This is a genomic window from Salinicola sp., assembly GCF_982684285.1.
Genome location: NZ_CEXLVS010000042.1, coordinates 1 through 21679, shown reverse-complemented (window position 1 = coordinate 21679; position 21679 = coordinate 1). Strand labels below are relative to the sequence as shown.

The following is a 21679-nucleotide window of genomic DNA, read 5'->3' as shown; positions in this document are numbered from 1 at the left end:
CCGGCCCAGCGCCTGGAAATCCCACAGCAGGAGGGTGAGTCATGAATCGCCTCAAGGCGTCATTGTTGAGAGGCGGCCTGTGCGCCTCGCTGTTGAGTGTGGCGCTCCAGGCCCATGCCGTGGAGATTCTGCACTGGGACCGCAAGCCCCTCGACGTCGACCTGCCGGTCGGTACCGAGAGAGTCATCGTGCTCGATCGCAACGTGCGTGTGGGGCTTCCGCGTGAAATCGCCGATCCCGACACGCTGCGTGTCCAGAGCGCGGGTGGGGCGATCTACCTCAAAGCCGGTCAGGCGTTCGATACCCAACGTGTGCGTATTCAGGACGTCGAGACCAATGAAGTCGTGCTGTTCGATCTCACCGCCAAGGAAAGCGGGGCGAGCGACGAGGACATCAAGGTGGTGTTCCCGGATGACAACGCCGGGGCTGCCACGGGTAGCGCTGAGGCTGAACCCGATAACGAGGGTGGCGAGCGTGATCGCACCGAATCGTCTGCCGGTGGGACGCCCGTGCCGGTCGTGTTGACCCGTTTCGCCGCCCAGTCACTCTACGCGCCGACGCGAACGATCGAGCCTGTGAGGGGCCTCAACCGGGTCGCGATGCAACTGCCGGACAGCATGCCGTCACTGTTGCCCTCGCTACCTGTCTCAGCGACTCCGGTGGCCGCATGGAAACTCGATGGCTGGACCGTGACGGCGGTGAAACTCACCAACCGAGATCCCGCGCGGACCTTCGAGCTGGATCCGCGCTGGCTGCAGGGTGATCTCTATAGCGCCACTTTCATGCATACCACGCTGGGCCCTAGAGGCAGCGTGGCGGATACCACCACCGTCTTCATTGTGACCAATGGCCTGTCCCTGGCAAAGGCACTGCCGCTGTCGCAGGGAGGTGACTCATGAAACTGCAGGGCAACGCACTTCTCAAGGTTGGGGTGCCCGTGCTGGTTTTCGGGATGATCATCATCGTCATCAAGAGCTGCAGCAGTGGCGGTGATGACGCGGGGCAACATCAACAGCAGGCTGCACAGGACGATACCCGAACGCTGTCACAGGACGAGATGGATGCCCTCGGTATCAGTGGTGACTCGTCACAAGACACCGTAGCCACCCTGGTGGGCAAGATGAATGCTTGGGAGCGTCAGCGACAACGTGACCAGGAGCGAATGGAGAGCCTGGTCGAGGAGAACAACCGTCTCGCCGAGCGTGCTTCCAACGTCGACCGATCGGTGAATGAGGCGATTCAGCAGGAGCGTGAGCGTCAACAACGGGCGCGTGAGCAGAGCGAACAGTCCTTGCTGTCCCGCTTCGAGAATCGCCTGGACCGTCTGGTGCCGGCAGACAAGGACAGCAGCAGCAATGATGGCCAGTCCGGCAACGACGACATGCCGATCGGCCTGGGGCTCGAGGGCGGCGGTGGTCCATCGGGGAGCTATTCGGGCGGTGGCAATCTCGCCTGGGTCGAGCCGATGGATCGCCGTCAGGAGGAGGGGCGCTCGAGTCGTAGCGGTCGTGATGATGGCCCAGCGTTCCCCACGTCATTCAAGGCCGCCGCTGAAACGGCGGGAGACATGGCTTCCCGGGCATCGAGTGCAGCTGAATCGCGAGTGACCGGCGAGCCGGATGCTTCGACAGTGGAACCGGTCTATACGATCCCGGAGAACTCGACGCTCATGGGCTCGCTCGCCATGACGGCGCTTTTGGGCCGGGTGCCGGTCGATGGCACGGTCAACGATCCCTACCCGTTCAAGGTGATGATCGGCAAGGACAACCTCACGGCCAACGGCATCGAGTTGCCGGAAGTGAAAGCTGCCGTTGCCAGCGGCACGGCGACCGGCGACTGGACGCTTTCCTGCGTGCGCGGAAACATCACCAGCCTGACTTTCGTTTTCGAGGACGGCACGATCCGCACCGTGCCGTCGCCGGACGACGTCAACCAGAACGGTGGTGACAGTAACGGCGGCAGCAACCAGAACCAGTCCATCGGAGGCGGAAACTCTATTGGTTGGCTGAGCGATCAAGCGGGTCTCCCCTGTATCAGCGGCATGCGGCGCAGTAACGCGCAGCAGTATCTCGGCACCCAGGGCCTGCTGACGGCCGCCGGCGCCGGCGCGGCGACGATGCTCTCCGATGATGATTCGACCTCGATCACTTCATTCGGCAGCGACGGTTCGATTTCGCAGGCCATGAGCGGCAATCAGGCCGTGGGGCAGATCCTGAGTCAGGGGGTCAACGATATGAGCGAGTGGGTCAATAAGCTCTATGGCGAGGCCTTCGCGGCGGTTTACGTACCGCCGGGCCAAAACGTGGCCATCCACATCAACAAGCAGCTGCCGATCGATTACGAGACCGAAGGGAGGAAGGTGCGCTATGACACGTCAACCGCAACCACAGTCGGGCTCGACTGAAGAGCGCGCGGTCGCGCGCGTCTTGATCGCCGCCCTGGCCCTGGTCGGCCTGGGGCTGATCTCGGGCTGTGCGACTTCCAAGGATGAGCTGATGCCGACCAACGGCATGACCATGCAGGAGCTATGGGAGCAGGGGTCCAGCGAACAGAGTGGCCCAACGGCCACCGGCAGTACCGGTCAGCAGGCGGTCGAGGCGGCAAGAGGATCGTTGCGCCGTCCGATCACGTCGGGCGAGATGGTGGACGAGCGCACACGCTACACCCGAGAGGCGGCCAACGAGATTCATAGCCAATTTTCGCGCCTGCCCAACCCGGACCTCGTGATCTACATCTACCCGCACCTCGCCGGCGATCAGAGCGTGCCGGTGCCCGGTTATTCGACGGTCTTTCCGCTGTACCAGAAGCCGCAATATGCGATGCCTGGCGAAGGTGCGCGACCGGCAGGGAGGACGCGTTGATGTCCTCGTTCAATGCTTTCATGAATCGCCTGTTCCCACCCAAGGGACACCAGGTCAACCCGGCAGAAGAGCTGGAAGAGGCTCCAGAGGGTCGTCAGGAAACCCTTAACGAACGGGCGCTACTGACGGATGAAACCGGTCGGCCCATGCCGTTGCCGCGCGGCAAGATGCCCAGTCTCGGCGACATTCGACGTCAGTATGAGCGCGCGCCATCCTTCGCCAGTCGACTGCCCTGGTCGGAGTACCTGCCCGAATCGGGCTGTTTCCTGCTCGAGGATGGCGTCTCGCTGGGGATCGTTGCCGAAATCACCCCCGCACCCTCGGAAGGCCGTTCGCTCGAGGCGCTGGAGGCCGTGCGCGATCAGATCGAAGCGGCGCTGCAGGACAGCCTGCCGGAGCTGGATGCCAATCAATGGGTGGTCCAGCTCTACACCAAGGACGACACCGACCCTCGGGAAGACCTGCAGCGCATTCGTGACGCGATCCCGGAGGATCTTCGGGACACCGAATACACGAAAGCGTGGCTGGCCAGCATGGAGGCGCATTTCAAGGCGATCTCGCGTCCTGACGGTTTGTTCGAAGATGACATCATCACCCAGACCGCCTGGCGCGGTCAGACGCGGCGCACGCGGCTGGTGCTGTATCGCTGGGCCAGCCGGAAGAACAAGGCAAAACTCGGTGAGCAGCGATCGCGACTCTCGCCGGAGGCATTGCTCAACCATGTCTACGGCAAGCTGGAGTCAAAGCTGGCCAGCGCCGGACTGCCGGTGCGGCGCTATGACGGTCGTGATTTCCACCGGTGGATGATGCCGCGCTTCAACCCGCGCCCGGCGTTCTCACCGGACGACCCCCAGCGTTTCTACGACGTGTTCGACTATCCGGGTGACGATCCCGACATCCAGCTTTGGTCCTACGATCTGGCCGAGGGGATGCTGGCAAGCTCCCCACGCGCAGACGCGGGATCCGGGCTCTGGTATTTCGACGGTGAGCCCCAGCGCGTCATTCCTGTCGAGGAACTGCGCAAGGTGCCCAAGGTGGGCCACTTGACCGCCGAGATTTCGCGCGGCCAGACCTCGATCCGCAACGCCACGTTCGACGTGCTACCACTGGGCGTCGAGGCGTGCATGACGATCGTGGCCATCCCTCAGGAGCCCCTGGAAAGCCACATCGATCAGTTGGCCAAGAAGGCGGTCGGCGACAGCGTACTGGCGGTGAACGTCCGTGAGGATTGCCAACAGGCGCGGAAGTATCTCGGCAAGGACCACAAGATGTACCAGTCGGCGCTGGCGTTCTTCGTCAGCGGCCACGATGAGGCGGATCTGGATCGCCGCGTCATGGATCTGACGACCCAGCTCAGCACCGCCGACCTCAAGCCCGTCGAACCCGAAAACGAGGTGGCTGCACTCAATACCTATCTGCGCTGGCTGCCGATGAACTTCGACCCCGAGATCGATCGCAATAACCGGTGGTACACCCGATTCAACTTCGTGCAGCACCTGGCCAACCTGGCACCCCTCTACGGGCGGGCGAGGGGCACGGGACATCCCGGTATCAGCTTCTTCAATCGCGGGGGCGAGTCACTGACGTTCGACCCGCTCAATAAGCTCGATCGTAAACAGAACGCTCACATGTTCGTGTTCGGCCCGACCGGCGCCGGCAAGTCGGCAACGCTCAACTCGATGTTGGGGCAGGTGGTGGCGATGCGCCGGCCGCGCCTGTTCATCATCGAGAAGGGCAATAGCTTCGGACTGCTCGCCGACTATTTCGAGCGCATGGGGCTGTCGGTGAACAAGGTCAAGCTCGCCCCAGGAGCGAATGCCAAGCTTCCTCCCTTCGCGGACGCCCATCGCTTGCTGGATCCCGAAATGCGCGAGCGCCGTGTGGTGCGCGATCGTCAGGACTATGGGGAGTCTCCGGACGACCCGGCCGCAACGCCAGATGATCTGCTCGAGGCGATCGGCACGGACGAGTCCGACGAGGAGGACGTCGAGCGCGACCTGCTGGGCGAGATGGAGATGATGGCGCGCCTGATGATCACCGGCGGTGATCCCAAGGAGGAAGCCGACTATCGGCGCGCCGATAATCGAATGGTGCGCGATGCGGTGATGATCGCCGCCGAGAAGTCTTTCGAGGAGGGACGTCAGTGCCTCTCCGAGGACGTTCGCCAGGCGTTCTACACGCTTTCTCGGGACGACAATCTACCCGAGGGTCGCCGTAACCGCGCCTACATGATGGGCGAGGGGATCGGCATGTTCTGTGATGGATTCGACGGACAGGTCTTCAACCAGCCCGGTGAAGCCTGGCCGGAGTGCGACGTCACCATCATCGATCTGGCGCACTACGCCAACCCCGGCTATGAGGCACAGCTGGCCCTGTCGGTGATGTCGATCACCAACATGATCACCACCATGGCGGAACGCGATCAGTACAGCGGCCGTCCCATCATCCAGGTCATCGACGAGTGCCACCTATTGACGGCGAACCCCCTTCTCGCGCCGTTTCTGGTCGGCGTGGCCAAGATGGGGCGCAAGCTCAACCACTGGCTCTGGCTGGCGACTCAGAACGTCAAGGACTTTCCCGACGTCTCGGCCAAGATGCTCAACATGATGGAGTGGTGGTTGCTGCTCAACATGCCGCCCAACGAGATCGCTGAGGTTGGCCGATTCAAGACCCTGACCGACGATCAACGTCTGCTGGTCGAGTCGGCGACCAAGGCGTCGGGCAAGTACACCGAAGGCGTGGTGCTGGGCGGCCGACTGCAGTCGCTGTTCCGTGTCGTGCCGCCCAGTCTCTATCTATCGCTGGCCGGCACCGAGCCGGAGGAGAAAGCGGAGCGGGCAGCGATCATGCGCGAGCACGGCTGCACCGAACTCGATGCGGCCATCATGGTTGCCGAGAAACTGGATCGGCTTCGTGGCCTGGAGACGGCGGCTTCGGGAGAGTCCTCGCATGGCTGAGATGTTGGTCCTCATCACGACGGTGCTGGTGATCGTCGTCTTCACGCTGTGGCAGCTCAAACGGCTGGTATCCGGCGGGCGTCGTTACCCCTACATCCCCCAGGAACGGCTCAACACCCCAACCGAGCAGGCTTTCTATGCCGCCGTCCAGCGGGCCGCCGGCTCGTCGGCCCTGATTGCCTGCAAGGTCCGGATCGCTGACGTGCTGCAGGTGCGCTTTCGCAAGCGGCATCGCCGCGATCAGCGGTGGTGGCGCTACTTCCGGCTGATCAGCGCCAAGCATGTCGATCTCGTGGTGTGCGAGCCACGCGGTGGGAGAATTCTCGCCGCGATCGAACTCGATGACCGCAGCCATCAGCGTCGTGACCGAAAACGCCGGGACCGTTTTGTTGATGATGCGTTTGCTTCGGCGGGCGTGCCGCTGTTGCGCTTTGCGGCCTCCGGTCGCTACGACGCGCGCGAGATCCAGCAACGCTTGTCGCCGTACCTCACGACCTCGAAAGAAGGGTCGGTTACATGCCACAACTCCAGATCGACGACGCGGTGAGCACGATGAACCTCGACGCGAGAGCGCGCACGCTGCATCTACTCCCGGTCCTGCAGGTCGATCCCTTCGATGGTGTCGCGCTCGAGGACATCACCTTGTCGGTATCGGCGAGCTGGCTCGACACTCCCGTCATTCCTGCGACGGGCTGGACCCTTCGTCAGCCGTACCCCAATCGACTGTATTTCGTGGGGGGCTCCGACGACTGCTACCTGGGTCACTTCATCACGCTGCCAGAGGGGCAGAAGGCTGGCGAAGTCACCTTTCACTGGAGCGTAGACGTCTCGGCGTTGCCGCCCGGTCACTTCCAGATCACCCACCGGCTCGACCTGGTGTTCGAGGAGGGGAGTGGAAACACCTGGTCGATGGACGTCGCCAACTGGTGGGCGCAGAGCGAATTCGCCACTGAGGGGCACGCCACGCCCGAGATCGGGCGTAACCGGTTTTCTCGTCTCAAGCGGCAGGGCTTTTCGCCGAGCCGACGTGCACACGTCAGTGAAGCATTGCGGCATGGCTGTCGCTACCTGGATATCCACGAGTCACTCGAACTGCCGGCGATCACCCTAGGAGATTGCTGGACCATCGATACCTACGGCGGAGACACCGTTCATGAATGCCTGGAGGCACTGCGATGAAGGCTCACAACCTGCTTTACGCTGTCGGTCTGACCCTAATGATGCCCGTATCGGCGCAGGCCACCGGTATTCCGGTGCCTGATGTGCCGGACACGACACCTCCCGCTGCGCTGCAAGATCTGACAATCAACGGTCAGCCCGTGACGACGGACTCCGTCCGGCGGGTCGATCTGGATGGACCAATCTACGAGGTGCGGCTGCGAAACGGTGACACGTTTTACAGCGACGCTCAGGGGCGTCACATGGTCGTGGGGAGTCTTTACGACAACGGCCCCGACGGACTCGTCAACGTCACCGAGCAGCACGACCGTCAGGAGCGGCTGGACCAACTGAATGCCATTCCAGAGGGAGGCACGGTGGAATATCCCGCCCAGGGCGAAGAGATCGGACGCATCACCGTTTTCACCGATACGACCTGTCCCTACTGCCAGAAGCTGCATCAGGAGATCGCTCAGCTGACACAAGCCGGAGTCACCGTACGCTACGTGCCGTTCCCTCGTGCCGGCGCGCACTCACAGGCGGCCAATCAGTTGGCTCAGGTGCTTTGTTCCGAGTCCCCCACTGAGGCCATGACCCGTGCGTTTCATGGCGAAGCTCTTGCATTCAGACCGTCGAAGAGTTGCCAGTCAGCCGTTGATGACGGTTTTGCGCTGGGACAGCAGTTCGGGGTGCAAGGGACACCCTCCATCGTGCTTCCCAATGGCGAGATGGGCGAGGGCTACGTGCCCGCGCGACAGCTGATTCAGGCGATCGGGAGATCCAGCTCATGAATCCGATGCGACAGCGACAGATATTCATTGAGGCCATGCAGTTTGCGATCGATGACGACGAACCGGCCAAGTTCCTGCGGTTATGGCTTGAGGGGGACTGGGATGCCCTAGGTAGAGAATGGCCAGGGTATTCGATTCCCGTTGACCTGAGGCACCCTGAGCAGCCTGGCCATCCCTCCATCCATGCCTGCTCGAGTGGGGCTGTTCAAAGCTCGTCGTCCCTGGATACCTGGTTGGCTAGACAGCGCGAGATCATGGATAACGCGGGGCCTTTCCATATTGGGCTTCTGTGGACCTATCGTGCCAGTGAGCAGTATGTGGCTCTCGACCTGATTGCAGCAGATCAAGAGCTTGGATTGACGATTGCGATCACTGGCCGTCTAAGGCTCCCTGAGTCCATTCATAGCGACCCGGTTATTGAGACCTTCGATGCCGTTGATGCCTACTATCTTTCCTCTCTTATCGCACATGAACTGAATATACCGCTCAGCTATGGTTCTTTGTCGGGGCCTCTCAGTAGAGAAAGACTCTTGAGGTCGTCCACGACCAAAGAGAAAGATTCGTGTTTGGCGCTGAAAGTCAAATGGCTCAAGGCATAAATTGTGAAGTAACGCCGTTTCTCCGGCTCCTTCAGAATCTCCTCGAAGTAGTTGCTGTGCCGTGCTTCCTCAACAAGGCGTGGAGAAACGTAGAGTGTTACTGGATAATGTTCGCGCTCTATGCCTTCTCTGCGATGAAGCAGCTTGTCATAAAAGCGAAACTCGACACCTTTTCCCCAGCGGCGAATGAACCGTGCTCCACCAAATATCACTCTCTGGCGAGTTTCCAGCGAGCAGAAGCGGAGGGGCTTGAAGTAATCCACCAACCGAATTTGGCCCATGCCGACGACATGAAGTTGTATGGACCGTAGTTCGTCGGATGTAAGACGCTTTCGAGCCTGTCGATAAGAGGTAACTAGTCGATCCAGAACGGTGGTCGAGCGCATCCCTGGCTCGTGGTGTCGTTGAGATGGCGCCCCGTGGGTATTTCGCCTTGATTCGTCCGTTGAAGGATCAGTACTTCTGCTGTTACCCGCTACATCTTTCCCCGCTTCCGAACCGGGTGGCGTAAACCGCTCGATAAAATCACTTACCTTGGCTTTGGCGACACGTTGACGAAAATCATCGTCTGTCTCGCCATCACCCTGAATAGGCGCGACGTCCTCAGCTTCCCAAGGGCACCCTTGAGCATGCACATCCCTCGATTTACGGAAGTGTGGATCCTTGAAAACCTCGGTGTCTTCCAGAGGCCGGTAATCATTCACTCCAAAAACCCGGACGCCGGATCGACGACAATCTGGGTTCGTGCAGAAGTAGTGGAAGCGCTCGCGGTTTTCCCCACTCAATGACAGATATTCGAACCGCGCCTCGTCGACGGTGACGATGCGGGAAAGCTCTAAACAGAAGGCATGGGTGATGGTTGTCACTGCTGTCTTTTGCCGATGAGGGTTCAGCCAAAACCCTATCCGATCGGCTTAACATTCTCTACTGCCCCATGGCCTCCCACCCGGTACACCTGTGTGCTGATACCGCCTTGGGAGCCCGTCCATGTCCATCTTCCCTCAGTTGCGGCCACTTGCCGTGCTGTCATCGCTCTGCCTGCTGGCCTGGGGGCAGACCGCTGTCGCCGGCGTCGAGGTGTTTACGATTGCGGGAGAGCCGGTCGTCAATGTGCCGGCATCCGCTGCCGTGGTCGAGCTGGATGCGCCGGCGCGTCTCGACGCTCGGCTGTCACAGGATCTTCCCGCTGACCCGTCACGGGCCAAGCAGATGCTGCAATCGCGCATGAACGACCCTGAGTGGCAGCGGACGCTGCAGGACTATGGCCAGCTCTATCAGGGTGTGGCTCGTGCCTGGATGCTGGGCATCGAGAGAGTGCCGGCCGTGGTGGTCGACAGCCAGTACGTGGTGTACGGCGAGCCAGATATCTCACGCGCGCTCGAGGAGATCGAACAGGCGAGGGGAGAGCAACCATGAAGCGTTCTCTCACCACATTGCCTGTTGCCGTTGCCTTCGCGCTGACCGTCGGGCTGGCCAGCATGACAAGCGCCCCTCGAGCGCAGGCGATCACGACGCCCGAGATTCTCCAGTCATCAATGAGCACCCAGTGCCTCGACTACCAGGTCATCGGCATGTGCGCCTGGCTCTACTGTTCGGCCTGGGGTTGCACGGTGCGAACCTCGATCCGAGTGAAGCACTACATCCCCGAACTGGTCGTCAGCGCCTACGAGAATACCGGTGATAATCCCTGGGCCGAGATCGCGATGCTGTCGCCCCCGACGGGTGACGCCCTGGGGGGTGGAGCCGCGCGCGAGTCCGTCGCGCAGCAGCATTCGAACACGCATTTCAAGAACGTCGACGCGATCGGCCATCCCTCGGAGCTGTTCTATCGGTTCGCCAGCGGCTTCGGCTGGTTCTGCGAAAGCAACTCCCAACCACTGATGCCGTACTTCATCTCGACCCTCGATGCGCTGGCCTGGCGCTCTGGCGTGCCGGAGATGGCCTACCCCGAAGCGCTGACACCGGGCATGCGAGAGATGGGCAGTGTGGGCGACCTTTGGAGCCCGATCTACCCACGCAGTGGCTTCGTCTCCCAGACCCACGACTACAAGGTAGCGGCAACGGCCGCGCAGCGTGCTGCCGACGTCGTGACGCGCAGCGGTCAGCCTCACGTCTATCAGCCCCTCATCGCAAGGGATTCAGAGAGCAACGGCATCTGGGGGCCGGATCCGGTCAAGGAGGGTGATGCCGAGACCCACCAGTGGCAGGAGCTGGCACCCAACATGCGCATGTCCTGCTCGACCTTTCCCGACGGTGGCGAGAACGATCAGCTGCAGGAACCGGGCGACTACGCCTGGGCGCTGTGGCGGCCCTATCGCTGTTGCAAGAAACGCGGCCAGGAACTGCTGTACTTCACCGGAGAGTAAGCCATGAAACGAACCCTAATTCCGCTGACCCTCTCGGTAGCTATCGCGACACCGCTGCTGGCTCAGGCGCAGTCCGCGGACAGCCTCTATTACGACATCGGTGGTGCCGCTCCGTTTGGTGCCTCGGCAGGGCTGGGACATGGCCCCAGAGCGCAGGGACTCGGTGTCAGCTGGGACGTCAATGCCACCTGCGGCAACTTTGACGTGGGATCGACGGTGAGCAATCAGCTCAACGGCGTCACCAACGGCTTCCAGAACATGATGGGCAGCGTTGTCTCCAACGCGACTGGCGCGGTGGCCAGCCTCCCCGCGATGATCATCCAGCGCTCCAACCCGGCGCTATACGACCTGCTGACCAACGGTGTCATGCAGGGTCGGCTCGATTTCGACAAGTCGAAGCTCTCCTGCCAGCGCATGTCCGAGCAGCTGGCCGATGCCACGATCGGTGGCCAGATGCAGCAAGCGGCGATGGCCGAGAACTGGCAGGACATCGCCGCTGGCAACACGGATGCCGTCTCAGCCCAGGAGCAAGCCGAAGCGCAGGCCGGCAACGGTGGCCGGACCTGGGTCGGCGGGCAGAAGCGTGGTGGCAGTGGTCAGCAGCCGATGCGAGTGGTCCAGGATACGGCCAAGGCGGGATACAACCTGCTATACGGTCGCACCGATCCCACGAGTGATGAGTCGGTATCCGGTGGGGGCGATGGCTGGGGGTCGGTGGCGACCTCGAGCGGGGATTGGGTCGGCGGTGGTGGCATCGCCGGCGGCAGTGGCGGTTCAGGCGCTAGCGGCAACGACTGCCAGGGCGGCATGTGTACCGTTTGGGGATCGCCCTCCGCCGCCGCTGAGTGGACCAGGAAGATCGTCGGCGATACCGAGCTGCGTTCCTGCGACGGTTGCGAGAAATCCGAGACCATTGCCGGTACCGGGCTGATCCGCGAACTCGAGGACGAGCAGAGCGATATTCACGAGACACTGGTCGGCATGCTCAATGGCGGCGAGATCACTCAGTCGAAGCTCAACGACGTCTCCGCCGGCAATGGCCTGGCTGTCTCTCGCGGCGTGATCGAGGCCATGCGTAGCGATCCTCAGGGGCCGCTGCTGGCCCAGCGCCTCTCCAGCGAAATGGCGCTGGCTCGGACCCTGACCAAGGCCATGTGGGCGCGACGTGCCCTGATCGCGGGATCCAGTGATCCCGGCATCGAAGGTAATCCCGAGGGGATGACTGCGCTGGACCGCAAGGTCGATGCCTTCAACCGCGACATCGAACTGCTGCAGAGCGAGATGGAGATCCGCAAATCGCTGTCGAGCAATGCGGCCATGCAGGCACTGCGTCGCGCGGCCAATCGATCCGTGGGATCCAGTTCGGACGAGACCACTCTCCCGTCACCGGTGCTCGATGAGCGCGGCCGGCCGCTGCAGGGAGGTGAGTGATGCGCCCGACAAAACTGATCGATCCTCGTCGGTGGCCATCCCCTGTGGTGTTCGTGGTCGCCTTGATCGGTGTCTTCCTGCTCAGCGGCGTGGTCGTGTCGCTGGCCATTCAGTTGATGGGGAGTCGTGAAGCTTTCGCCGCTGCCAAGCAGGCCGCGCTGCCATGGCTCTTTCTGTGGCGCTGGGCTTGCTATGCGGCACTCATCCTGGCCTGGCTGAAACTCTGGAAGCCGCGTGTCCTGGCTCGTCTCTGTGAGGATCGGGATGGAGGGGAGGCGGCGCGTGAGCGTCTCAAGCGTCTCGAGAACCTGACGTTGGTCGTCATGGTCGGCATCGAGCTGTTCAACGTGCTCGACTGGCTGGGAGGTAGATCATGAGCGCGGAGCTGAACGTCAGCGACTACTTCGAGATGGTCATGCTGATGATCGGCTGGGTCGTGAATAACGCCCTGTGGTCATCGCTGATGCAGACCGGCCTGGCGCTGGTTCCGTTTGTTGCCCTGATCGTATCAGAGTGGTTCAAGGTGCGTCAGGAAGGGGAGGACGAGGGTAACAAGGGTGTGCTGTTGATCGCGCGCATCGAGACCCGGCTCTATGCCATGGTCATCTGTTATGTCTTCACGTGCGTGCCGATGATGAGTCTGTCGTTCAACCCGGTGAACGCCGTCGAGCGGACCAACGGCAGTGGTCAGTCCTGCAGTGTCGCTGTCATTGGTCAGGGACAGTGGGGGAGCAATACTCTCAACTCGATCGACGGCCAGTCCGCCGAGATCCCTCTCTGGTGGGCACTCGTGCATGCCGTTTCTAAGGGTGTCACCAACGTTGCCGTCTCGAGCATTCCCTGCAGCCCGGATCTACAGGCCATTACCTCCGAGATCGATGCGCAGGAGATCACCGATCCCGGACTCAAGCGGGAACTGGGCGAATTCCAGCAACAGTGCTACGGCGCGGCGCGAAATTTGTTGTTCCAGCAAGGAGGCTCGATCGAGGCGCTCGAAGCACAGGACGTCGATTGGCTCGGCAGCGAGTACTTCCTCGATACTCCCGGCTACTACGACTCGTTCTATGCCGGCCGGCCGATCGCGGGCTTCCCCTACGATGCCAATCGCGACCAGGCACGTCCTGGCACTGGCCCAGGGCGCCCCGGCTATCCGAGCTGTCGGCAGTGGTGGGAGAACGGCGAGAGCGGCCTTTACGCCCGTCTGCATGAACAGGTCGATCCGGGTATCTGGGATGGCGTTCGCTCGATCTTTTCGTCCACGGATGCAGAGGGAGAGGTCATTCGGCGTCTGATCAGTCAGCGCGCCGGATCCGCCAATGGCAATCAGGACATCGCTGTCACCGGCTATGGCAATCTGGATGGCACGAGCATCGAGGATGGACTGTCCATGGTTGCCGGTGGTGTGGGCGGCGCTATGGGCGCAGTGCTGGGCAAGGCCGGCATGGACATGCTCAAGCGCGCGCTGCCGATGGTGCAGTACATTCTGATCATGGCCGTGGTGATCTGTCTGCCGTTCGTGATGACGATCTCGGGCTACTCGTTCAAGGTGGCTGGCACAGCGAGTTTCGGGTTGTTCGCGCTATGGTTCCTGACCTTCTGGTGGGAGCTGGCACGCTGGATCAACTCAAATCTGATCAATCTGCTCTACAGCTCGGATGCCGCCAAGATGTCGTTCGTCGCAGCGGCGCAGAACGGTTACGACAAGCTGGTGCTGATCTTCGTTGAGTGGGCGACGTTCCTGATTTTGCCGGGGATATGGGTTGCAACCCTCGCGTGGGCTGGAATGAACGTGGGTCAGGGAGTTGGGAAAATGCTAAGCGATGGAGCCAGCGGGGCGAAAGGTGCGGGAGACAAGGCCAGCAAGACGGCTGAAAGTATCGCAACCAAGGGGAAATAGGGAGTTTTCAGGAGTCGGGGCGTTCAATCCCCGACTCTAAAACCGTTGACGTAATAACCTGCACCTTCAGGACCTGCAGGGTGATGTCCGTCCTCTATCACTTCAAAGTTGGTATCTGCGAACCAATCTTCTTCTGGTTCATCTCGATGAGAGGAGTAACCAGTGGCCATTGCGCCCAAGAATCCAGCAGTACCTGCAACGGCGACCTTGCCTGTGATCTTGCCGAGGTCCCACGCGAGCTTGGCAGTTGCCTTGCGGCCTCTCGCAGTAGTGACAAGTTCTGTGAGCTTCATGGATTTTTCTCCCACAGTATCTGATAACGCCAGCCTAGCGCTGTAGCTACTCCAGTGCAATGGTTCCAGCATCTCCATGCGGGGAAGTCACGTACCTGCATGATGAACCAATGGAAAGCTGTTATGATGCATTTGTGATGCATTTATGGCGCGCCAAAACGCCGAGGAGAGTGTCATGGGTACCGAAGCTCTGCGTGAGCCTACTGAGCCGAGCGCCTACCGGGCACCGGATAGCTTTGACCGTTTTGTCGAGGACCTCAGGACGGCGGCGCGCCCCGGCGGGCAACCCATCATCAGCCCGCGCCTATTCGCCAGCGCTCTCAGCATGGATGTCCAGGTGCTGGCCAGCCGAGCGCACGTTCACCGCACGACGATAGCTCGCGCGGCGGGTGCGGAAAAGCTCCAAACCTTTCTGCGCGATGCCATTCGCGTACTGGCAGCAGCGACCGATATCAATGGCAATTTCCACGATGCCTTGTTCTGGTTCCGCAACGAGCCTATCAGCACCTTCGATTACCAGACTGCGGAGCAGTTGGTCAGCGATGGGCGGAGCGAAGATCTGCTGCGTTACATCCGAGCCTTGCAGGCTGGGGTAGTCGGGTGATCAGGCTCGCACAGTTCACGTCGGTGACTTACCGCGTTCATGACCCCAAATGGTCATTCATGCCGACGAGCGGTGCAGGCGCGGGAGAGCACGGAGGAAGGTTGAACAGGGTAGGGTTGCCGGCGCTCTATCTAGCGCTTGATGAGGCTACGGCTATCGCAGAATACAAGCAGCTGTCTGCGCTAATGCCGCCGGGCTTGATCGTGAGCTATGAACTGGAGGTCACTGACTTGGTCGACTTCCGGCAGGGCTACAGCAGTGCCTGGGATCCTTTGTGGCAGGAACTTTACTGTGACTGGCGCCGTATCTGGTTCAACCAGCGGGTCGAGCCGCCGTCCTGGCTTATTGGTGATGCGATTCTTGAAACCGGCGGCAAGGGTGCTCTCTTTCCTTCCCAAGCGAAGCCCGAGGGCACGAACCTGGTTCTTTTTACCGAAGCGCTGACCGACACGGATAGACTCGTTGCCTACGACCCTCATGGCCAACTGCCGCGCGATTCCAGCTCTTGGATATAGGCCCTCCTGAAAAAGGAAAAGCCTACGGCAAAAGGATAGGAAGGGAAGGGTGAGTAAGGGGAAGGGGGTTATCCGGTTGTTTGAACAGGTCAACCCCAAAGGGCCGGGCGAGGGAAAGGGCCAAAGGGCGGCTCAGTCGCTACCGCGTGTCTTCCGCTTTTGGCCAAGTGACTCAGCTCACCTTCAGTGTCAGCTTTCGGCGAAGTGAAGACGTACCGATGATTACCTCGGCTCGATATGCAAGTGCTCTAAGCCTACGGTAGTCCACTAACTGCGTCGCCACGACTGTTTCGCAGCGGCCAGTTCGAGCGGGCTGGCCGTCTTTACGACCAGCATCCAAAATCATGGTGACGCAGGCACTGTGACACAAACCTTTGATAGAGACGCTTTTACGATATTAAGTATATGATTTACAATCATTTATTTTACAATCAAAAGCGAAGGATCCCATCCACGTAGTGAAATGTTATAAATAGCGCTCTGTGACATCGGAGCGTTTTACATGTTGGCCGACACCCTCAAGTCCCTCGGCCCTTGCTTGAGCACGGACCTGACGGACTACCTAGTAACCCACCGCGGGTTGTCGCCGGCCGCGGCGCGTCAGCGTGTCAGCCGGGGCGCGCCACAGATCAAACGGCTTGCGCATTTGCCGTTCGCTCGCAAGGCGCGATTTCTATATCACCAGGACGACTACGCGTCTCCCCACTACTGGGAAAGTCTTTACGCCGCGATCTTCGCGACCAACGGTCCCTATGCGCGGGCCTTGGGTGCTGTCCAGGCGCGCGGAGTAGTGCCGCTTGGTCATTTCCTAGGCGCCTGCGGCGCGCCGATTGCTCAGAAGAAGCAACTCTCCGCACGTACGGTGCTGGACCGTATGGTCGCCGCGAATGTTTTAGTCGAACAGGCGTTGCCTGGGCTAGGACCGTGCGTGATGACCAAGAAGACATATGATCGTCATCAGCAAAGCTTGGATGAACTGGCCGCTGCCACCCGATCTCGTCTCATCGCGGAAAACATTCTGCTCGACAGCGTTCGGGAATGGCTGCGACGTTTGGCCATGGTGAGTTTCAACACCGTCCAGACGCGGGGGGCGGAGCTGCCCCGCGTGGGCACGTTTGCCTGGGACTTGACCGCGCCCAGCTATCTCACGTCCGTATTGACTCGGCAAAAGGACAAAGGGGTTAAGCCCGGCTGGGTCGTGTGCGATGTGTTGTTGATCGAGAACGCACAGCTCAAGCATGTCGAGCCATTCCTACACAAAGTGCGGTCACTAAATGCGCTGAAGAACATCGGACGCACGATGTTTATCCTGGTGGCACAGGGCTACGACGCGGAAGCATTCAAAGCCTTGCGCTCGGCCGGCATCATGCCGGCCACCCCCAAGTCACTCTTCGGCGATGACGTGGCTGAGGGCTTTCGTGAGCTAATCCAGACGCTCAATGAGGCCGCAAAGGGCGTTGTAGATCCTGGGAAATTCGATCAGATCTTCTCCAAGCTCGGCAAACTGGAAGGAGCGGTCGGCAACATGCGGGGCGCCTTCTTCGAATTATTAGTGGCCGAGGTCGTGCGCAAAACGGCCTCGGGGCCGGTTAAGTTGAACAAGATTTGTAAGTGCGAAGACGGCAATGCCGAAGTGGATGTGTATCACCTGAACGAAGGCATAATGGCGCAGATGATCGAATGCAAGGGGATTGCCCCCGGTACCTTGGTCGATGATGAGGAAGTCGGTCTGTGGTTGACCAAACGCATCACGCGGGTGCGCCATCATCTTCAAAGTCTGGGCTGGTCAAGCCCGCTACCACGGTTCGAACTATGGACCAGCGGCGCGTTGTCCGCGCAGGCGCACGAACGGATCGAGAAGACACGGCTGGCCAATGCCAAGAAATTCGAGATCATGGTGGTAGAGGGCGACGCACTTCGCATCGCGGTCAAAGATGTGAATGATGCATCGTTGCTTAAGACGTTCGAACACCACTTCTTGCCACAGGCAACTGCTTAGCGGCTGTAGCCTGAATGCAGGTTGGTGACTGCTTTGGATCGCATTTCGGCCAACAGCAGACGCTCGTTTACCCTAATGCGCGAAGATCCTCAGCCTGGCGTTCGCGCGGCCGCATGTCGTCGACAGGCCGTCGATGTACATGATCAGTTGCCGCGTCCGGTTGTTCAGCGTGCTCGCCAGCGCACGTTCGCGCGCAGTCTCTATGTTTAGCAACCGGCCTGCGACCAGCCAGACCTCCTTGGCGATGCGGCGATCACGCAACGCAGCGCGTACCCTATCGGCAACGTCCTCGGGAGCGAGCCCTTCACTGTTGCGGAAGATGCGGATGCTTCCCGACGCTGGCGCTGGGATGGTGGTCTTGTTCGCGGTGTAGGCGCGCTGCCACCGGCCGTTTTCGATTTGGGGCGACGAGGTCAGGAAGAACCCCAGCGATGCCGCCACTTGGCGCCCGACCTCCTGGATAGCCGTCACGGAGGCGCTTTCGTCACCGTCGTCCTTCCCCAGAGCCTTTGCGTGGAGCAGCACCACCTTGCTGTCTGAGACCAGAATGAAGTCGGCCATCTCTTGGCCGTCGTCGTCAAGGAGGACAAGGGGGAACTCCCGCAGCGCCTTGGCGTATTCGTCGGGCGCCGGGCCGGTGAGGCCGATGTATTTGGCAGTCAGTCCGAAAATCGACTCCTTGTGCCACTTGGTGACGTTGCCGTTCGCCCATGCGTCCTCTCCCTTCTCCACGAACGTGTCCCTCAGCGCCTCCACGACAACAGCGACATCGAGGGCCGGGACACGCCCGTCCGACACAATCTCCCGCGCCTTGGCCCATTTGCCATGCATGTAAACCTTATCGGCCTCGTCGGTAAGGACGCGAAACGCCTGCTCGGCATTGATTCTCTCGGTTAGCGTCATGACCGTACCCGACGCGGAGAGTCCTTGCTGGAAGATGGCGTTGAGTTCGTCGCTTGAGATCGCGTAGCGGCCGGACTTGGGATTGTAGCTGATCGAGCAGCCGACCTTGTTGCCGTCGATCATCGTTATCTGGAATTGGCCAGCGTCGATGTCGGCGCAGAGGTCGAGCACGGACGGCGCCATCGGCGTCGACGGCTGACCATCGCGGTCGGCAATGAACACTCCAAAATCGTCAAGTGGCTGCAGGTCGAGCAGAATATTTCGGGGCTCTATCGCCTTGTCGGGGTCCGGTGTTGTGAGCTGCGCGAAACGATCAAAAACCCGGTTGCCCACCGTCACTGCGGTGAGTTCGCGGTCGATGTTGGTAGCCCACTTCACGTAGTCATCGACGCCGACGCGGCGGACGCTTGCGTCGGTGACCTTGGAGCGGCTAAGGCCTAGATAGCGGGCAGTACCGCCGACATATCCCGCGACGTTGGTTGGAAGCAGCACCGCATCCAGCAAGTCCGTAAACGTGTCCTCGAAAGATGCGGTGCTTGTCGTCGTCGTTCGGATCGCGCGGTCTGCCATTTCCAGCGACGCGGCAGCCAACTTGGTGATGCGGACCTTCCGATCATTGCTGCTCGGGCCGAAGAGCCGGACGAGGATCTGCCTGTCCAGCCGCGTGACGCCGATCTTGCTGGCGTCGAACGGCACACCGTCAGTGTCGAACACAAACAGTCGGTCGTTGATCCGCACCATCAACGTGACCCCAAACTGCCATTCAGTAACGAAGTGGCGGCTAAGGTAGGGGCTTTCGTCGACGGTAAAGAAGGTCCAGCCCCAGACATCTTTAGGTAAGCCGGTGACAGGGTGGACCACGAAGCGGTTGCGGGCGAGGATGCCCTCGCGGGTCTCGGTTTCCGCGAGGGTCGCGTCGAAGTCCGGACCGATGGTGAAGATCGCGGCGCGGCGGGGGACCAAAAGATCTTCACGGTGCAGCGGACCTGTTACTGGAAGTCTCTGGCGGAAGCTCCCGTCGACGTACTGTTGATCGGGCATTCCCGGGACGATCTTCTCGGGCAAATAGGCCTCGCCGGGAATGATGCTGGCTAGGCTCTCCTCTCCTGCGGTTTCGAAGGCCAGGTATTGTTCCCAACTGGTCTTGAGACGTGCGAACTGTTCGGCGTTGCGTGCGACCACCGTCGCCGTCTGGATCTGCTGGCGCTTCGCATCGGTCGAGCGCAGTACGCGGCCGATCTGTTGCACCAACTGGCGTTCGTTCGTGAAATCGTCCAGTATCGCGACCGCGACGAACATCGGATCGTCGATGCCTTCAAGCAGTTTTGTCTGGTGCAGCCAGAACGTCGCTTCTTCAGCCTTGTTCTGCGCCTCCCTAACCGTGACGAAGCGAAGTGGATGCCCTTTGCGGTTTTCACCCTTGCCCACCTGGTCATGGATCAGCACCGCGTTCGCTTTCCGGCTTCCCGCGAGGAGGGGCTGCAACGCCGCGAGAGCGCTCCATGATGCGGCGCGAACGATGATTTTGGCTCCAGCCGGGTGGTCCTTGGTGAGCTGCGGAGCAAGTTCGAGCAGCTGGGTAGCAAAGGTCTTGATGGCCGATGCATCGCCGTCGGTTAGCTCTTGGTCGGTATCCTTGTTAGAGGAGTCGATGGCCGTCGCGCTGCCGTCCTGCGAGTCCAGCGTGGCGAAGTGCACTTCCCTCACGATCTTGGCTTCAGCCGCCTTCGGAAACGAGAAGTTGTAGGCGAACGAGCCGCGTACGGTGAAAAGCTTGTAGTCGTTGCGGAATGGGGTAGCGCTAAGCAGTATAGTTGGCAGCGCGAGTTCTCTGACGCTCCGGCTCCACGACGGCGCAGGCTCGTAGTGACCCTCGTCCACGACGACAAGGTCGAACGTGCCTAGCAGCTCAAGGATGCGGTCCAGCCGGGCGAGTTCCGCCACCTTTGCGTCCTCCAGCTGACCGCCGGCACCCTTGCGCTTCAGCTTATCTCGGTCCGTCCGGATCTTGTCGAGAGCCTGGAGGGTGCCGACAAGGACCGTTCGATCGCTATCGACCACCATGTTGCAAATCTTTTTGGTTCGAGTGCTGTTCGGCAGCAGAATCTCGATCGACGTCGGCTCGACGCCAGGGCCTGACCAGACCTCGTCACCCGGCTCTGCGCATCCCATGTTCACCCAAAACCTGCGCCGGATGTCGGCGTGCATTTGCTGAACCAAGCCTTCCCGGGGCGTTAGTACCAGCGCGCGGCGGACCTTGGGGAGGCATCGTGTCAGCACGGCGATGACCCCCGATTTTCCGCTACCTGTCGGCATTTTGATGAGGGCGCCTTCGCGTTCGCTCGTTGGTTGCGAGACGCGGACGTAGGCGGCGCCGAGAGCTATTGCCTGCTTCTGGTTCTGCCAGAGGGATAGGCCCTTCGGAGTTCCGCTCCACACAGGAAGGGCTTCAAGGAACTTAATGTCCGCATCATAGGCGACACCATCAAACTTAAAGGCGTCAGGCACGTCGAAGGTCGTGTTCCGACCATGGTAGGCGATGTTCGATACCACTCAGTTCCCTCCGATATAGCTTCCTCCCATGAGCCAGGGCTTATTCGCAGGTTCCCTAGACTGTCCGATGGGGGCACCCTAGGTGCCGAAAAGCACTGCAACATATTGTTAGGAGTTCCGTTACTTGCGCCAGTGGCCTAAAACCCACTCCCATCGACCGCTGTTGTAATCGTAACGCCAATGAGCTTTTACCCATTCGCTTTTCCCTGGCGGCCTTGGTGGTCTTGGGTTCTGCGGCCTATCTGGTGGCTTTGGCGGTCTTGCCCGCTTTGGTCTATTCATGAGCATTCACTTGATGAAGTTTCGTGTAAAAAGCAACGACCACTTAATTCCAGAAGTTGTCAACCTCCCTATTAATCACCTGGTTTGTGTTTATGAGGTTTAAGCGATTTCGTATTTCCAGGAGTGCTTTTGTTATCGCGTTGACACCTGTCTGGCTTTCCGGTTGATTTAGCAGTTCTTTTCGGCCCTGGTTTAATTCCCATGACTTTCTCCTTTACTGTCTTTATGGGACGCTCGGCAAGAATGCGACCACTCCCAGACCTTGGAGCCCGATTTCTATATCGCCATGTCCGCTTTGGGTCGAAAGCGGCCTTAGCCGATGCAGCTGACCAGCCCATTGCATCGTGGGGATGAGCGACCCCATGCTCATTGCTGAATGTTAAGAATGTAAATTAATGTTCTCTGAAGTGCCAGTCACTTAGACCATGGCATCAGTACAAGGCCGTCCGTGGCATCTAGCCAAGGCAGGG

General features: G+C 60.4%; 18 protein-coding genes. 15 read left to right on the top strand and 3 right to left on the bottom strand.

The features are described from left to right. The first annotated feature begins 41 nt into the window (after positions 1-41). The 7 genes from AC3AYF_RS05790 to AC3AYF_RS05760 are packed head-to-tail and all read left to right on the top strand — an operon-like array spanning position 42 to position 7767. Positions 42-899 carry a TIGR03749 family integrating conjugative element protein gene (locus AC3AYF_RS05790; RefSeq protein ID WP_295035859.1) on the top strand — a complete coding sequence of 286 codons (858 nt, stop codon included), beginning with the start codon at positions 42-44 and terminating at the stop codon, positions 897-899. Next, positions 896-2404: a TIGR03752 family integrating conjugative element protein gene (locus tag AC3AYF_RS05785; protein WP_487779505.1), complete on the top strand. Its 1509-nt coding sequence runs from the start codon at positions 896-898 to the stop codon at positions 2402-2404. Before AC3AYF_RS05790 ends, AC3AYF_RS05785 begins: the two co-directional genes overlap by 4 nt. Next, positions 2367-2861, top strand: coding sequence for a TIGR03751 family conjugal transfer lipoprotein (locus AC3AYF_RS05780; protein ID WP_295035858.1), 495 nt, complete (start codon positions 2367-2369; stop codon positions 2859-2861). Before AC3AYF_RS05785 ends, AC3AYF_RS05780 begins: the two co-directional genes overlap by 38 nt. Further along, positions 2861-5818: a conjugative transfer ATPase gene (locus AC3AYF_RS05775; RefSeq protein ID WP_295035857.1), complete on the top strand. Its 2958-nt coding sequence runs from the start codon at positions 2861-2863 to the stop codon at positions 5816-5818. Before AC3AYF_RS05780 ends, AC3AYF_RS05775 begins: the two co-directional genes overlap by 1 nt. Continuing rightward, complete coding sequence (locus tag AC3AYF_RS05770) at positions 5811-6365, top strand: DUF2726 domain-containing protein (protein WP_071232245.1); 555 nt, start codon at positions 5811-5813, stop codon at positions 6363-6365. Before AC3AYF_RS05775 ends, AC3AYF_RS05770 begins: the two co-directional genes overlap by 8 nt. Then, positions 6335-6997, top strand: coding sequence for a hypothetical protein (locus AC3AYF_RS05765; RefSeq protein ID WP_295035855.1), 663 nt, complete (start codon positions 6335-6337; stop codon positions 6995-6997). The genes AC3AYF_RS05770 and AC3AYF_RS05765 overlap by 31 nt, the downstream gene beginning before the upstream one ends. After that, positions 6994-7767: a DsbC family protein gene (locus tag AC3AYF_RS05760; protein WP_295035853.1), complete on the top strand. Its 774-nt coding sequence runs from the start codon at positions 6994-6996 to the stop codon at positions 7765-7767. The genes AC3AYF_RS05765 and AC3AYF_RS05760 overlap by 4 nt, the downstream gene beginning before the upstream one ends. A gap of 490 nt (positions 7768-8257) precedes the next feature. Here AC3AYF_RS05760 and AC3AYF_RS05755 read toward each other — a convergent pair whose 3' ends face one another. Further along, positions 8258-9232 (bottom strand): hypothetical protein, encoded by a 975-nt coding sequence (locus tag AC3AYF_RS05755; protein WP_295035851.1) that lies wholly within the window; start codon positions 9230-9232, stop codon positions 8258-8260. A gap of 121 nt (positions 9233-9353) precedes the next feature. On the opposite strand from AC3AYF_RS05755, the gene AC3AYF_RS05750 reads away from it, so the two are divergent. From AC3AYF_RS05750 to AC3AYF_RS05730, 5 genes are read left to right on the top strand one after another with little or no spacing between them, the layout of a single operon-like run. Further along, positions 9354-9782, top strand: coding sequence for a TIGR03757 family integrating conjugative element protein (locus AC3AYF_RS05750; protein WP_295035849.1), 429 nt, complete (start codon positions 9354-9356; stop codon positions 9780-9782). Continuing rightward, the gene (locus AC3AYF_RS05745; RefSeq protein WP_295035847.1) at positions 9779-10732 is read left to right on the top strand and encodes a TIGR03756 family integrating conjugative element protein; all 954 of its coding nucleotides are present in this window, start codon (positions 9779-9781) and stop codon (positions 10730-10732) included. The genes AC3AYF_RS05750 and AC3AYF_RS05745 overlap by 4 nt, the downstream gene beginning before the upstream one ends. A 3-nt stretch (positions 10733-10735) precedes the next feature. Continuing rightward, the gene (locus AC3AYF_RS05740) at positions 10736-12163 is read left to right on the top strand and encodes a hypothetical protein (protein ID WP_295035845.1); all 1428 of its coding nucleotides are present in this window, start codon (positions 10736-10738) and stop codon (positions 12161-12163) included. Beyond that, on the top strand, positions 12163-12540 hold the full coding sequence (locus AC3AYF_RS05735; protein WP_295035839.1) for a hypothetical protein: 378 nt from the start codon (positions 12163-12165) through the stop codon (positions 12538-12540). Before AC3AYF_RS05740 ends, AC3AYF_RS05735 begins: the two co-directional genes overlap by 1 nt. Then, positions 12537-14060 carry a conjugal transfer protein TraG N-terminal domain-containing protein gene (locus AC3AYF_RS05730; protein ID WP_295035837.1) on the top strand — a complete coding sequence of 508 codons (1524 nt, stop codon included), beginning with the start codon at positions 12537-12539 and terminating at the stop codon, positions 14058-14060. The genes AC3AYF_RS05735 and AC3AYF_RS05730 overlap by 4 nt, the downstream gene beginning before the upstream one ends. A 23-nt stretch (positions 14061-14083) precedes the next feature. Here the strand turns inward: AC3AYF_RS05730 and AC3AYF_RS05725 are convergent, their stop codons facing one another. Further along, positions 14084-14353: a hypothetical protein gene (locus AC3AYF_RS05725; protein WP_295035835.1), complete on the bottom strand. Its 270-nt coding sequence runs from the start codon at positions 14351-14353 to the stop codon at positions 14084-14086. Between the two features lie 175 nt (positions 14354-14528). Between AC3AYF_RS05725 and AC3AYF_RS05720 the strand changes: the two genes are divergently transcribed. The 3 genes from AC3AYF_RS05720 to AC3AYF_RS05710 all read left to right on the top strand — a co-directional run bounded on the left by AC3AYF_RS05720 (position 14529) and on the right by AC3AYF_RS05710 (position 17471). Then, the gene (locus AC3AYF_RS05720) at positions 14529-14957 is read left to right on the top strand and encodes a DUF2384 domain-containing protein (RefSeq protein WP_295035833.1); all 429 of its coding nucleotides are present in this window, start codon (positions 14529-14531) and stop codon (positions 14955-14957) included. Continuing rightward, complete coding sequence (locus tag AC3AYF_RS05715; protein ID WP_365676812.1) at positions 14954-15472, top strand: RES family NAD+ phosphorylase; 519 nt, start codon at positions 14954-14956, stop codon at positions 15470-15472. Before AC3AYF_RS05720 ends, AC3AYF_RS05715 begins: the two co-directional genes overlap by 4 nt. Before the next feature lie 502 nt (positions 15473-15974). Then, positions 15975-17471 carry a hypothetical protein gene (locus AC3AYF_RS05710; RefSeq protein ID WP_295035831.1) on the top strand — a complete coding sequence of 499 codons (1497 nt, stop codon included), beginning with the start codon at positions 15975-15977 and terminating at the stop codon, positions 17469-17471. A gap of 72 nt (positions 17472-17543) precedes the next feature. On the opposite strand, the gene AC3AYF_RS05705 is transcribed toward AC3AYF_RS05710, so the two are convergent. Then, on the bottom strand, positions 17544-20927 hold the full coding sequence (locus tag AC3AYF_RS05705) for a DEAD/DEAH box helicase (protein WP_295035830.1): 3384 nt from the start codon (positions 20925-20927) through the stop codon (positions 17544-17546). Positions 20928-21679 lie beyond the last annotated feature (752 nt).